This window comes from Sphingomonas sp., from assembly GCF_025362505.1.
In the GTDB taxonomy this organism is placed as follows: Bacteria; Pseudomonadota; Alphaproteobacteria; order Sphingomonadales; family Sphingomonadaceae; genus Sphingomicrobium.
This window is the reverse complement of record NZ_JANYGG010000065.1, coordinates 53,630-66,669: the sequence shown is the minus strand read 5'-3', so window position 1 is coordinate 66,669 and position 13,040 is coordinate 53,630. Positions and strand designations below refer to the sequence as shown.

10 protein-coding genes are annotated in these 13,040 nt (G+C 68.0%); 3 read left to right on the top strand and 7 right to left on the bottom strand.

Annotated elements, in window-relative coordinates; all coding sequences use genetic code 11:
- Nucleotide 1: 1 nt before the first annotated feature.
- From Q0R27_RS06095 to Q0R27_RS06070, 6 genes are all read right to left on the bottom strand, one after another.
- Entirely contained in the window at nucleotides 2–1,768 is a 1,767-nt protein-coding gene (locus Q0R27_RS06095; RefSeq protein WP_293942287.1) for a DUF885 domain-containing protein, read from the bottom strand.
- Between the two features lie 110 nt (nucleotides 1,769–1,878).
- Nucleotides 1,879–3,966: a TonB-dependent siderophore receptor gene (locus tag Q0R27_RS06090; RefSeq protein ID WP_293942285.1), complete on the bottom strand. Its 2,088-nt coding sequence runs from the start codon at nucleotides 3,964–3,966 to the stop codon at nucleotides 1,879–1,881.
- Between the two features lie 40 nt (nucleotides 3,967–4,006).
- A complete protein-coding gene (locus tag Q0R27_RS06085; RefSeq protein WP_293942282.1) occupies nucleotides 4,007–7,408 on the bottom strand; it encodes an AAA family ATPase in 3,402 nt (1,133 codons plus the stop codon).
- Nucleotides 7,409–7,432: 24 nt separating this feature from the next.
- On the bottom strand, nucleotides 7,433–8,188 hold the full coding sequence (locus tag Q0R27_RS06080; protein WP_293942279.1) for a thioredoxin domain-containing protein: 756 nt from the start codon (nucleotides 8,186–8,188) through the stop codon (nucleotides 7,433–7,435).
- Nucleotides 8,185–8,928 carry a thioredoxin domain-containing protein gene (locus tag Q0R27_RS06075; RefSeq protein ID WP_293942277.1) on the bottom strand — a complete coding sequence of 248 codons (744 nt, stop codon included), beginning with the start codon at nucleotides 8,926–8,928 and terminating at the stop codon, nucleotides 8,185–8,187. Before Q0R27_RS06075 ends, Q0R27_RS06080 begins: the two co-directional genes overlap by 4 nt.
- Nucleotides 8,928–9,479 (bottom strand): DciA family protein, encoded by a 552-nt coding sequence (locus tag Q0R27_RS06070; RefSeq protein WP_293942275.1) that lies wholly within the window; start codon nucleotides 9,477–9,479, stop codon nucleotides 8,928–8,930. The genes Q0R27_RS06075 and Q0R27_RS06070 overlap by 1 nt, the downstream gene beginning before the upstream one ends.
- Before the next feature lie 27 nt (nucleotides 9,480–9,506).
- On the opposite strand from Q0R27_RS06070, the gene Q0R27_RS06065 reads away from it, so the two are divergent.
- The 3 genes from Q0R27_RS06065 (at nucleotide 9,507) to Q0R27_RS06055 (ending at nucleotide 12,148) form a co-directional block, all read left to right on the top strand.
- The gene (locus Q0R27_RS06065; protein WP_293942274.1) at nucleotides 9,507–10,502 is read left to right on the top strand and encodes an A/G-specific adenine glycosylase; all 996 of its coding nucleotides are present in this window, start codon (nucleotides 9,507–9,509) and stop codon (nucleotides 10,500–10,502) included.
- Nucleotides 10,492–11,349: an NAD(+) diphosphatase gene (gene nudC, locus Q0R27_RS06060; protein WP_366079945.1), complete on the top strand. Its 858-nt coding sequence runs from the start codon at nucleotides 10,492–10,494 to the stop codon at nucleotides 11,347–11,349. The genes Q0R27_RS06065 and nudC overlap by 11 nt, the downstream gene beginning before the upstream one ends.
- A gap of 67 nt (nucleotides 11,350–11,416) precedes the next feature.
- Nucleotides 11,417–12,148 carry a cytochrome c family protein gene (locus tag Q0R27_RS06055; RefSeq protein ID WP_293942273.1) on the top strand — a complete coding sequence of 244 codons (732 nt, stop codon included), beginning with the start codon at nucleotides 11,417–11,419 and terminating at the stop codon, nucleotides 12,146–12,148.
- Between the two features lie 16 nt (nucleotides 12,149–12,164).
- Here the strand turns inward: Q0R27_RS06055 and Q0R27_RS06050 are convergent, their stop codons facing one another.
- Nucleotides 12,165–13,040: an LOG family protein gene (locus Q0R27_RS06050; RefSeq protein ID WP_293942270.1), complete on the bottom strand. Its 876-nt coding sequence runs from the start codon at nucleotides 13,038–13,040 to the stop codon at nucleotides 12,165–12,167.

Sequence of the window (13,040 nt, the reverse complement as noted above, 5' to 3'; positions counted from 1 at the left end):
ATTACGCGCGGGCTTTCTCGGCAGCGATCCATGCGTCGATCTGCGCTTCAAGGGCGTCGAGCGGCACCGCGCCTTGCCCAAGCACCGCGTCGTGGAAGCGGCGCAGGTCGAACTTCGGCCCGAGCTGCTGCTCGGCCCGCGCGCGCAATTCACGGATCTTGAGCTCGCCCAGCTTGTAGGCCAGCGCCTGGCCCGGGTTGGAGATGTAGCGATTGACCTCGGCGTCGATGTTGGCGTCGGTCAGTGCGCTATTGTCCTTCATGAAGGCAACCGCCTGGCCCTTGCTCCAACCTTTCGCATGCAGTCCGGTGTCGACCACCAGCCGGCACGCGCGCCACATTTCGTAGCTCAGCCGACCCATGTTTTTCTCGGGCGTATCGTAGATCCCCATCTCGATCCCGAGCCGTTCCGAATATAGCCCCCACCCCTCGACGAACGCGGTGAAGAAGACGGTGTATTTGCGCCACGGCGGCATCTCGAGCTCCTGCTGGAGCGCAATCTGCATGTGATGGCCAGGGACCGCCTCGTGGACGGTCAAGGCCGGCAGCTCCCACAACGGACGCTGGTCGAGTTTCGACGTGTTGACGTAGTAAGTCCCCGCGATCCCGGCGTCGGGGCTGCCAGGCTGGTAATAAGCGGTGGTGTTGCCAGCGGCGGTCTCGGCCGGGATTTCACGCACCCCGTACGGCAGGCGAGGCAGGCGGGTGAACAAGGTCGGCATCTTGCCGTCGATCGTCTTGGCCTGGAGAGCGGCTGCGGCCATCAGTTCGGTTGGCGTGCGAGCAAAATACTTCGGGTTCGAGCGTATCTCGGCGATCATCGCCTCGCGGGTCGGGTACCCCGCCTTGGTCGCCACTTCGACCATTTCCGCTCGGATCCGCGCCACTTCGCGAAGCCCGAGTTGGTGGATCGCTTCGGGGGTGAGGTCGGTCGTGGTCTGCTGGCGCACCTGGTATGCGTAGTAAGCCGCGCCATTGGGCAGCGCGGAGGCGCCGACCGAGGCCCGGCACTTGCCCTTGATGTCGCGAACATAGGCGTCGTCGAACGACTGGTAGCTCGGGTTGATGCGGGAGCTGATCAGCCCGCGCGCCCGCTCTTGCAGCGCCTCCCAGTCGGCATCCGCGACGACTGAGGGGCGCGCCCCGGCGAACGGCAGGTAGAAGCGCGACTTCGCCGGATCGGCGGCAATGACCCCGGTGATGCTCGTCTCGAACCCGGTCATCGTCACGCACGGTTGGACGAAACCCTGCCGCGCAGCGGCGACGCTGAGGTCGCTATAGGCCCGCATCCGATCGGGCACGAGCGCGAGCCGGCTGAGATAATTGTCATAATCTGCGCGGGCCCGGAACGGCAGCTGTTCGGCCATTCCAGCGAGCATGTTGTGGTAGCTGCCGAGCGTCGAATAGAGCAATTGTCGCTGACCAAAGCGATTGCCCTCGATCGCGCCTTCGAGCTGGCGCTTGAGGATCGCGCGATTGGTCTGGTCGGCGGGGTCGAGCCCGGCGGCGGGAATGGTGTTCAGCCGCGCCAGGAATCCCGCCGCTGCCGCCGCTTGGCGATCCATTTGCGCTGTCCCGACGAGGTCGAGCTGAGCGTCATAGCTCTGCACCCCCGCCTGGCTTGCGGACAGCGGCGAAGTCTTGAGATAGGCCACCCAATAATCGTCCATCAGCCGATGAAAGCTGGCCGTTCCAGCTGGACCCGCAACAGCCGGCGCGGCGAGCGTCAGGCTGGTGCCGACAAACAGCGCGATCATTGTACGACGCATAAACTCTCCCCTATTTTCGGGCGAAGTCTAACGCGCCGGGTTCACCGCGCAAGTCAGCGCGCGGGTGGCGGAGTTGGCCGTAGGTGCCCGCCGGCGGCGCAGTCGCTCGGCTATATCCCGAAGCGCAGGGTCGCACGGACGGTGCGAGGGTTGGCGGGGGTGAGGTTGTTGTCGTTGAAGGCCAGTCCGACATAGGATCGGTCGATCAGATTTTCGACGTTGAGCTGGAATTCGGCGCCGTGGCCGAGCTTGGCGAAGGCCGCCGCATCGACCCGCGTGAAGGCCGGCAAGACGACCGTGTTGCTGATCGAGGCGAAGCTGTTGGACTGGTGGTAGACGCCAAGCCCGGCGCCGAGGCGGTCGGTAAGATTATAGCGCCCCCACAGCGAAGCCTGGAATTTCGGCACCAGCGGCACCTTGCGGCCGGTGGGCGCGGCGACCGTGGTGCGGGTGATCTCGGCTTCCTGCAGTGCGGCGCCGCCACTGATCGTTAGCCGGCGGCTGACCTCGCCCTGCACCGTCAGTTCGACACCTCGGCTGCGCTGGGCGCCGGTGAGCACGGTGAGGTTGGTCGCGGGATCGGTCGCGCGCGTGTCGGTGCGGTCGAGACGATAGGCGGCGAGCGAGACGTCGAGGCCGGGCAGCGCAGCCCACTTCACTCCCGCTTCGCGATTGGTGAAGCGCTCGGGCTTGAGTGCGGCAGTGGTGACGTCGAGCGAGCTGAACTGGTCGCCCGACTGGGGAAGGAAGCTGCGGCTGAAGCTGGCATAGAGGGACAGCCGGTCGGTGGGTTTCAGGACAAGCCCGATCCGCGGTGACCAGAGAAGATCGGTGCGGCGGAAAAAGGCGTTTTTCCGAAGGTCGTTGACCGCCAACTCAAACTGGTCACGGCGCAAGCCGGCGACGATCTCGAGATGATCGCCGATCTTCGCCTGGTCCTGGACATAGACGCCGAAAGCCTTCGCCCGGGTGCGCGCATCGGTCCGCCCGATGCCGTCGCGAAAAGTGACCGTCGGCACGAAAATATCGCTGGCAAGGGGCGTCATGTACCGGCGCTGGTCGGCGCTAGTGAAAGGTCCGGAGTCGAAGAAACCTTGGGTCCGCTCGGCGTGGGTACGCTGGTCGCCAAAATCGGTCCCGACGAGCAATGTGTGGCTGACAGGTCCGGTCGTCACATCGGCGATGAGGTCGGTCTGCAGCAGCAGGTTGCGGCGCGTCGTCGGGGATTGATAGGCTTCAAGCCCGACGCGACGGACGCCGCCAACGGTCGTGACGGGCGTCGCGGCCAAGACGTTTCGGTAAAATTTGTCATAGTCGCCATAGAGCGCCTTTGAGACGAGCTTGAGCCGGTCGGTGAAGCGATGCTCGAATCGAGCGGTACCGACCTTCCCGGTAAAGCGTGTACGATTGAGCTCGGTATCGCCGAAGAAGGTTCGGTCGAAGCCCGTGAGCGGCCGCCCGCCGTCGGATGGAAGGCCGCGATCGACGACTCGGCGGTCGGCGGCATATTCGAAGCCAACATCGATCCGCGTTGCCGCGTTCGGAGTAAGGGCCAGTGTCGGGTTGAGGCCGATCCGGTACCCTTCATAGGCATCGCGGAAATTGTTGAACTCTTCGTACACGGCGTTTGCCCGCGCGCTGAACCGTTCGCCGAACGGGGAGTTGAGGTCCGCCTCGCCATACCAGGCGCCGCGCTCGTCGAGCGAAACAGTGCCGCGGGCGATGCGGGCGCGTTCGGGCCGCTTGGTCACCCGGTTGACCACCCCGCCACCGCCACCACGGCCGAAGATCATTGCGTTGGGACCCTTGAGCACCTCGACCCGGTCGAGATTGTAGAGGCCGCGGTAATATTGAACGTCGTCGCGCAGGCCGTCGACGAAGAAGTCGGCGGTGGACCCGTTGCCGCGCACGACAATCTGGTCGCGATGCCCTTCCCCGCCCGACAGCGCAACCCCGGGGACGTAGCGGAGGACGTCCTGGATCGAGCGCATGCCCTGATCGGCGATCTGGCGGCTGTCGATGACGCTGATTGTCTGGGGGATATTCTGAAGTGGTGTGTCGGTCTTGGTTGCGCTCTCATTAGAGCGGCGTTCGTGCAGCGCGGTGACGACAATCTCACTACCCAGCTCGGCGAGCTTTACCGCACGGGGGCTGGCGTCAAGGGCGAGGAGGAGCATGGGGATGGCGTGAATAAGCATAAACACTGCCTAGTGCTTATGATAATCACTCGCAATAGCATTATTCAGCGGCGAGCAATGTTTCCGCCGATTGAAGGTCGACCGAGACGAGGCGGCTGACCCCGCGCTCGATCATCGTCACCCCGTAGAGGCGGTGCATGCGGCTCATCGTCACAGCGTTATGCGTGACGATTAGGTAGCGGGTGTCGGTTTCGCCGGTCATTCGGTCGAGCAGGTCGCAGAAACGCTCGACATTGGCGTCGTCGAGCGGAGCGTCGACTTCGTCGAGGACGCAAATCGGCGCGGGGTTGGTGAGGAACAATGCAAAGATCAGCGCGACCGCGGTCAGCGCCTGCTCGCCGCCCGAGAGGAGGGTTAGCGCGGTGAGGCGCTTGCCGGGAGGTTGGGCCATGATCTCGAGCCCGGCTTCGAGGGGGTCGTCGCTTTCGACCAGTTCGAGATGCGCCTGGCCGCCGTCGAACAAGGTCGTGAACAGGCTTCGGAAATGGGTGTCCACCTTGGCGAAAGCATCGAGCAGGCGCGCGCGGCCTTCGCGGTTGAGGCTGCCGATCGAGCCGCGCAGGCGGTGGATCGCCTCCTGCAAATCGTCGCGCTCAGCGGCGCCAGTGGTGCGCGATTCCTCGAGTTCGGCAAGCTCGGTTTCGGCGACGAGGTTGACCGGGCCGAGACGCTCGCGCTCGGTGATGAGGCGGCCAAGGGCAGCGGATTCCTCGTCGGGCGCGGCAAGGCTGACGACCTCGAAGCCGAGCTTTTCGGGCAGGAGCGGTGGCGGACATTCGAACTTTTCACCGCAGATGCCGGCATATTCTCGGCGGCGCAGTTCCTGGTTCTCGGCGCGGGCGACCGCCCCGGCGCGGCGTTCACGCGCGGCAGCAAAGGATTCGCCGGCGTCGGCGAGCGCCTTGGCGATAGCAGCGAGCGCGTCTTCGGCCTCGCGCTCGGCGGCGGCGGCGGTGGCGCTCGATGCTTCGGATGTGGCCGACCGGGTTTCGAGCGCGGCGACCTCGGCGGCGAGCGTTGCCGGCTGCGACGCGAGGTCGGCTTGTTCCCCGGCCAACGCGTGGCTTCGCTCGGCAGTCTCCGTGAGGCGGGCGTCGGCGACCGACCCGCGCCGCCGCCACTCGCCCGCCTCGCGCGCGGCGGTGGCCAGTCGTTCGCGGGCCGAGGCGGCTTCGCGGGCGCGGGTGGCGGCCTCGGCGCGCTTGTCCGCGACCGCCTTGCCGGTGGCGGTCGCGGCTGTCCGCGCGCCGTCGATCTCGGCGCCAAGGCCGGCGGCATTGGGCAGCGCGGCGAGGTTATGGTCGGCGGCCGCGACGGCATCGAACGAGGCGGCAAGCAACGGGGCGAGATCGGCGCGGCGGTCCTCGAGTGCTGCGCGGTTGGCGTCGAGGCGGTCGAGCGCGGCGACGGCGGCATCTTCGGCGCGGGCGGCCTCGCGGCCGTCGTGCTCGGCGACGGCAGCGGCGGCGCGCGCCTGTTCGGCGGCGTGGCGGTGGGCTTCGATGGCGGCGGCGGCTTGGTCGCGGGCCGAGGTGGCATGGGTCACGGCGCTGGTGAAGCCAGGAAGATCGGCGTCGATCGCGGCGAGGCGGTTGGCGCAGACAAGTCGCTCGGCCGCCGCCGCACCGCCGCCGATCGCGACGAAACCGTCCCAGCGGCGGACGACACCGTCGCGGGTAACGAGGCGCTGGCCAGGTAGCAATGGCTGTCCGTCGTCGCGCTCGGCGACTCCGATCTGGGCGAGGCGGCGGTGGAGCTCGGACGGGGCGCGGACTTGGGTACTGAGGGGAGCGAGGCCGGGTGCGAGCACGGGGTCGGCGACTTGGGGTTCGCTGCCGTCCCAGCGACGCGCGCCGGTGCCGCCGATGTCGGCCTCGAGGTCGTCCCCGAGCGCCGCCGCGAGGGCGCGTTCGTAGCCCGGCTCGGCGGCGATCCCGGCCAGTGCCGAGCCGCTGCGGCCATGGTCGAGCGCGCGGACCAGCGCGGATCGCTCGGCATCGGCGGCGGCAAGCGCGGCGCGGGCGGTGGCGACTACGGTTTCACCCATGTCGCGCTGCTCGACCGCGCGGGCGCGACCGGATTCAGCTTGAATGAGCGCGGTTTCGGCGGTGGCGAAGGCGGTCGCCGAATTGGCGAAGCGCGCTTCGGCGACGATGGCGGCATCGCGATGCTCGGAGCCGTCGCCAAGCGCGGCGAGTTGGACGGATAGACGCGCGGCCTCGGCCTCGGCGCGGGCAGCCTGCGCATTCGCGGCGTCGAGCGCGGCTTCGGCGACGCGGAGCTCGGCGCGCATCGCGGCGTCCCTGGCGAGCAGGCCGGCGAGGGTCGCTTCGACGCCGCGTGACGCGGTTTCGGCTGCAGTCAGCTCGGCGGCGATCCGCGCGGCGCCCGCCTCCCCGTCGGCCAGCCGTTCCTCGATCGTGGCGGTCTCTGCCTCCAGCGCGGCAGCGGCGCGCGCGGCATCTTCGCGCAGTGCTTGCTCGCGTGCAGTCTCGGCGGCGAGCGAAGCGGCGAGGCGATCGAGCTCCGCCAGCCGCCGCACCACGGTGTCGCATCGCGCGCGGGCGGTGGCGAGGTCGTGGGCGAGGTTCCGGCCGTCGTCGCGCGCCTCCTGCGTGGCGGCGCGGCGGAGCGCGACTTCGGCCGCGCCATGCTCCTGCGCGACTTGGGCTCGGGTCATAGCGTCGTGGAGCGCGGCGACCTCGCCCGCCGCCGCTTTGGCCTCGGCATCGGCGGCGGCGGCGGCGCGGTCGGCCTCGGCCCAGCGGGCGTAGACCAGCCTCCCTTCGGCGAGGCGAATGCGATCGGTCATGGCGCGATAACGTTCGGCGGCCCGGGCCTGGCGGCGAAGCTGGCCGATGCGCACTTCCTGGACGGCGAGCAGCTCGTCGAGACGAGCGAGGTTGGCCTCGGTCGCGCGCAATTTCTGCTCGGCGTCCTTGCGGCGAACGTGGAGACCGGAAATGCCCGCCGCCTCCTCTAGCATGAGACGGCGCTCGACCGGCTTGGCGGCGATCACCGAGCCGATCCGGCCCTGGCTGACCAGCGCGGGGGAATGGGCCCCGGTGGCGGCGTCGGCGAACAGCAAGGCGACGTCCTTGGCGCGCACATCGCGGCCGTCGAGGCGGTAGGCCGAACCGGCGCCACGCTCGATCCGGCGGGTGACTTCGCTGTCGCCGTCGACCGTATCGACGAGCAGCGAGACTTCGGCGAAATCGCGCGCCGGACGGGTGGCGGTGCCGGCGAAGATGACGTCTTCCATCGCGCCGCCGCGCAGCGATTTGGCGCTGCCCTCGCCCATTACCCAGCGGATCGCCTCGAGCAGGTTCGACTTGCCGCAACCGTTGGGGCCGACGACCCCGGTCAGCCCCGGCTCGATGCGCAGTTCGGCCGGTTCGACGAAGCTTTTGAAGCCGCTGAGTTTAAGTCGCCTGATCCGCAATTGCGCGCCCCCCGACGCTGAGCCTCAGCCCGCCAGCGCAGTCTTGAGCTTGGGCTCGAGCGTCTCCCACGTCGCGGTCTCAGCGAGCAGCGTGCCGTTGACGAGAAAACTCGGTGTGCCCGGGATGTTGTATTGCGACACCGCATCGCTGTTCATCTGGACGAGCCGGTCGACTTCCTTGGTGTCGGCGAGGCAAGTCTCGGCCTTCGCAGCAGGCACACCGCGCAGCGCCGCGAATTGCGGGAAGCCGGCCATCTTGCCGATCGCGGTGAACTGCTTCGCCGGGGGCAGCGCCTGCAGCGCTTCGGTTTCCTTCGGCGGAACGGTCTGGAGCTTGGCAACCCAGTCACCTTGCGAAGAATAGAGCGCGCGGGTCAGGCCGAAGAAGCTCTTCGCGCCATTGCAGCGGGCGACGAGGCTGGCGGCGAGGTCATACGGATCGCGGACGAAGTTGCGGAATTCCCAGCTGACCTTGCCGGTGCGAACATAATTGTCGATCAGCGGCTTGGCGCCGGTCTTTTCGAATTCGCCGCAGTGCGGGCAGGTCATCGAGCCATATTCGACCAGCTTCACCTTGGCGTTCGGGTTGCCCATGACGAAGCCGCCCGCAGCGGTCGGAGCGACAGCCTCGGACCAGTCGCCGCTGGCGGGGGCCGCGACGGCGACGGTCGGCGCGGAGGAGACGTTGCCGCTTGCAGCGCCGGCATCGCCGGCTTTCTTGGTGCATCCGCCAGCGGCGACAAGCGCGGTTGCGGCGATCAGGATGGGAAAAGTCTTCATCGATATACTTTCGCAAGGGAGGATTTGAGGGCCGTGTCGACGACCGCCCACGGTGATGGGCCGGCGCTGTAGTCGACGGTGACGCCGTTGATCATGAAGGTCGGGGTGCCGCGAACCTTGTATTTGTTCTGACCATCGGCGGTGGTGAGCACGGCGCGGTCGGCAGCAGCTTGGTTGCGCAGGCAGGCGACGAGTTTCGGGGCCGGGATACCGCGGGCCGCTGCGAACGCCGGGAAACCGGCGGCGTCGCCGATCGCGGCGAATTGCTCGGGGAGCGGCAGCTTGCGGATCTGCTCGAGACGGTCGGTGGGGATCGCCTGCATTTTCGCGACCCAGTCGGGCTGGGCGGCGTAGAGCGCATGGAGCAGCGGGAAAAAGGTCGCGGCGCCGTTGCAGCCGGCGGTAAGCGTCGCGGGGATGTCAAAACCGCTGAGGAGGAAGGAACGAAACTCCCAGCTGACGCGGCCAGTGCGGACATAGGCAGAGAGCGGCGCGGCGGCGACCTCGTCGAAATGGCGGCAGTGCGGGCAAGTCAGCGAGCCATATTCGACCAGCTTTACCCGCGCCGCGGGGTTGCCCATGACGAAGCCACCGGCAGCAGTGGCGCCGGCCACGCGGGTCCAGTCGTTCGGTTTCGCCGGATGCGCGGATTGCGCCGGGTGCGCAAGACGCGGCTTGGCGTGGGCGATAGCGGGGGTCGCGAGCGCCAGGGCAGCGAGCAGCAACGACGCACGGATCATCACGAAACTTTCGGAAGGTTAAGCAAGGATGGAATCGGGCTTGGCCGTTCGACCAGCGGCGGGCCTGTGGTTGCGGCGATCTGGCCGGCGAGGCTGGTGAGACAGGCGCGCAGCTCGTCGTCGGCGATCGCGCGAAGGCCGTCGCCAAGTTCGGCCGGGACCGGCGCGGGGGACTGGCGCTGGGGACGGATGGTCGCGTCGGCGACACGGCCCTGGCGGAAAGCGATGCGGGCGACCGCCTCATAGCCGAAGAAGCGATTGACCTTCTCGACGATCATCGGCGCGAGGTGCTGCATCAGCGGGGCGTGGGCGCCTTCGACGAGCAAGCTGAGCGTCCCGCCTGACTTCTTGCCGGCGGTGAACCGGATCGATTCGGGGACCGAGACGCGGGCATAGCGTTCGCCGACGATCTCCTTCCAGCGGCTGACGACCGCACCCTGGACGAAGCCGAACCGCTTGAACGCCATGCCGCTGATATCGCCGGCGATGTCGCCGGCGGCGCGGGCATAGCCGCGGCGCTGGGGCTCGGGCGGGGTTGGCATCTTCGACATCGCGTTTGTCCATGCCATAGCAAATCGGTGAGCGCCAATATCGTATCTCGCCTGCTTGAACATTATCGGCTCCACGCCCGGCGCCTGCCGTGGCGGGAGGCTGCGCCCGACCCGTATCGAGTGTGGCTGAGCGAAGTGATGCTGCAGCAGACGACGGTCGCGACGGTGACTCCGCGATTCGCGCGGTTCGTCGAGCGGTGGCCGACAGTTGAGGCGCTGGCCGGAGCGGCGGACGCGGAGATTTTGGCGGAGTGGGCGGGGCTTGGCTATTATGCCCGCGCGCGCAACCTCATCGCCTGTGCGCGTGAGGTCGCGGCGCGGGGCGGGTTTCCCGAGGATGAGGCCGAGTTGCGCGAATTGCCAGGACTCGGCGCCTACACCGCGGCGGCGATCGCGGCGATTGCGTTCGGCCGGCGGGCGGTGGTGGTCGACACCAATGTCGCGCGAGTCGTGGCGCGGCTGTTTAGCATCGCGCGGCCCGTGGCGGAGGCCAAGGCGGAGATTCGCGCCCTGGTGGAACGGATTACGCCTAAGGAGCGAGCGGGCGACTTTGCGCAGGCGATGATGGATTTGGGCGCGACGATCTGCCGGTCGAAGGCGCCGCGCTGCGGGGAGTGTCCACTGCGCCCTGACTGCACAGCGTTCGCTAGCGGGACGCCAGAGGCGTATCCGGTACCCAAGGCGAAGCGCGATCGGCCGCACCGATTCGGCACCGCATGGTGGATCGAGCGCGACGGCGCGCTGTGGTTGGTGCGGCGGCCGGACAAGGGGTTGCTCGGCGGGATGGCGGCGCTCCCTGGTGGGGAGTGGGGCGACGCTGCGCCGATGGAGCCGGTGCTGGCCACGGTCGCGCATGGCTTCACCCATTTCACGCTCGATCTCGCGATCGTCGCGCGCGGCGAGCCGGTCGGAGAGGGCTGGTGGCAACCACTTGATACGATTAGCGAGGCCGGCCTGCCGACCCTCTTCCGCCGCGCGGTCGAGGCGGTGCTCGCCCAGCGGAGAATGTTGTTTGCTGCCTAACCCGTTTTTTTCCGGCGCCGGGCTCGACCGCGCCGATGCGCTGCGCGCCCAGCCCGAGCGCATCGCCGCGCTCGCCCATGACCCGGCCGCCCGCGCCCTCGTCTGGCGCAACGGCGCGCCGGCGGTCGACGAGCTGGGTTGCCTCGAATGGGGGTTGTGCCGGGCCGACGAGGCGCCACTGTTTCTCGGCCTCGACAATGGCTTGCCACGCTTCTCCGCGTTTCCGGACGGCGCCGAAGCGGTCAACACGCGCGTGCATTTCAGCTTGCTCGGCCTGCTGGGGGATCGCGACGCACCGCTGTTCGCCGCCGCGCTGAGCTTGGGCAACTGGCACCGCCGCCACCCGTTCTGCTCGGTCTGCGGCCAAGTAACCGAGCCAGTTCGCGGTGGCTGGTCGCGGCGCTGCGGCTCTTGCGCGGCCGAGCATTTCCCGCGCGTCGACCCGGTCGTGATCATGCTCGCCGAGCATGACGGGCGGCTGCTGCTCGGCCGCCAGCCGCGGTTTCCGCCGGGTCACTATTCGGCGCTGGCCGGGTTCGTCGAGGCAGGCGAGACGATCGAGGCGGCGGTGGCGCGCGAGCTTCACGAAGAGGCCGGGATCAGGGTCGCCGAGGTGCGCTATGTCGCCAGCCAGCCATGGCCATTCCCGTCGAGCTTGATGATCGGGTGCAAGGCGCGGGCGCTCGATGAACGGTTGGTGATCGACACGACCGAACTCGACGATGCGCGCTGGTTCACGCGCGCTGACGTCGAAGCGGCGATGGCCGGCGCGCCAAGCGCGCCGTTCGTGGCGCCACCGCGCTTCGCGATCGCCCGCACGCTACTAGAGGATTGGCTGGCCGCTTGATGATTACCGACCTGCCCTTTAAGGGCGGGCCTCAAGATCATTCGCGCTAACGCTCCACGGGGTTTCCATGCAAGACCGCAACAACACCATCGCCGGCTGGGTCCTGTTCGCCGGCATCGTCGCGCTCGGCGGCTCGATCGTCACCGGCGAGGTCTTCAATCAGGAGCGGCCCGAGAAGATGGGCTATCCAATCGCCGGCGTGGTCGAGGAAGGCGCTGGCGCCGCGGTGGCCGCCGAGAAGCCGATCGAATTTTACCTCGCCAGCGCCGACGCGGCCAAGGGCGCCGACGTATTCAAGAAGTGCGCTGCCTGCCACAACGCCGACAAGGGCGGGGCGAATGCGCTTGGTCCGAACCTGTGGGGCGTGCTCGGCGAACCGATCGGCAAGGGCGCCGGAGGCTATGCCTTCTCCGAGGCGCTGTCGGGCAAGGGCGGCAATTGGGACTGGACCCAGCTTGGAGCATGGCTGCACAGCCCGAAAGCCTTCGCGCCGGGCACGAAGATGACCTTCGCCGGGTTGAGCGATCCGCAGGACCGCGCCAACGTCATCGCTTTCCTGAACACCAAGAACGATGCGCCCAAGCCGCTCCCCGCCGCGCCAAAGGAAGTAGCTGCTCCCGCAGCGGGCGCATCGGCGGATGGTGCCAAGGCTGCCGCCGAGAATATCAGCGCAGACGCGCAGAAGGCGCCGAACACCGCCGTGCTCACCGAGCAGCAGGCGGTGACTGGCGGCCCGAAAAATGTCGGTGGCGAAGGCGCGGCCAAGCTGACCGGCCCGAAGGGCGTCGCGACCAAATAAGCTCGTCGAGCGGGCGTCAGGCCCGCTCGTGCCGGCCTTCCGCGTAATGCGCCTGGACTGCGGCCCAGGCTTGCTCGGCGGTTTCGCACCAGGTGATGAGGTCGAGGTCGTGGTGCGAGATCACGCCTTCGTCGGCCAGCGCCTCGAAGTTGACGACCTTCGTCCAGAATTCGCGCCCGAACAGCAGGATCGGCATCGGCCGCATCTTGCCGGTCTGGATCAGGGTCAGCAGCTCGAACATCTCGTCGAACGTCCCGAACCCGCCGGGGAACACCGCCACCGCGCGCGCGCGCAGCAGGAAGTGCATCTTGCGCAGCGCGAAATAGTGGAACTGGAAACTCAGGTCGGGGGTGACGTGCGGGTTGGGCAATTGCTCGTGCGGCAGGACGATGTTGAGCCCGATCGAATCCTTGCCCATGTCCTGGGCGCCGCGATTGGCGGCTTCCATGAACGACGGCCCGCCGCCCGAACAAACGACAAAGTGGCGCTGGCCATCGTCGCCGAGCGGATAATCGCTGACCAGCCGCGCCAGCCCGCGGGCGATGTCGTAATAGTGAGACTTGGCCTTGAGCCGCTCGGCAATTTTCCGCTCACGGTCGCTGCGTGCCGCGGCGACCAGCTCGTCCGCTTTCGACGGCTCGGGCACGCGGGCGGAACCATAGAAGACGAAGGTCGAGGCGATCTTTGCTTCGTCGAGCAGGAGTTCGGGCTTGAGCAGCTCGAGCTGGAACCGGACCGGGCGGAGGTCTTCGCGCAGCAGGAAGTCGGTGTCCTGAAAGGCGAGCTTGTAGGCCGCGCTTTCGGTCTGCGGCGACGAGGGTACGTGCTTCGCCGCCTGCGCGTCGACCTTAGCGGCGGGAAAGACCCGCCTGGGGGGTGTGGTGCTGGTCAT

What these genes read in the sequence shown, in the direction of transcription:
- Q0R27_RS06075 (WP_293942277.1), bottom strand. Translation starts at nt 8,928, where the DNA reads ATGATCCGTGCGTCGTTGCTGCTCGCTGCCCTGGCGCTCGCGACCCCC.
- Q0R27_RS06070 (WP_293942275.1), bottom strand. Translation starts at nt 9,479, where the DNA reads ATGTCGAAGATGCCAACCCCGCCCGAGCCCCAGCGCCGCGGCTATGCC.
- Q0R27_RS06055 (WP_293942273.1), top strand. Translation starts at nt 11,417, where the DNA reads ATGCAAGACCGCAACAACACCATCGCCGGCTGGGTCCTGTTCGCCGGC.
- Q0R27_RS06050 (WP_293942270.1), bottom strand. Translation starts at nt 13,040, where the DNA reads ATGACCAGCACCACACCCCCCAGGCGGGTCTTTCCCGCCGCTAAGGTC.
- Q0R27_RS06080 (WP_293942279.1), bottom strand. Translation starts at nt 8,188, where the DNA reads ATGAAGACTTTTCCCATCCTGATCGCCGCAACCGCGCTTGTCGCCGCT.
- Q0R27_RS06090 (WP_293942285.1), bottom strand. Translation starts at nt 3,966, where the DNA reads ATGCTTATTCACGCCATCCCCATGCTCCTCCTCGCCCTTGACGCCAGC.
- Q0R27_RS06095 (WP_293942287.1), bottom strand. Translation starts at nt 1,768, where the DNA reads ATGCGTCGTACAATGATCGCGCTGTTTGTCGGCACCAGCCTGACGCTC.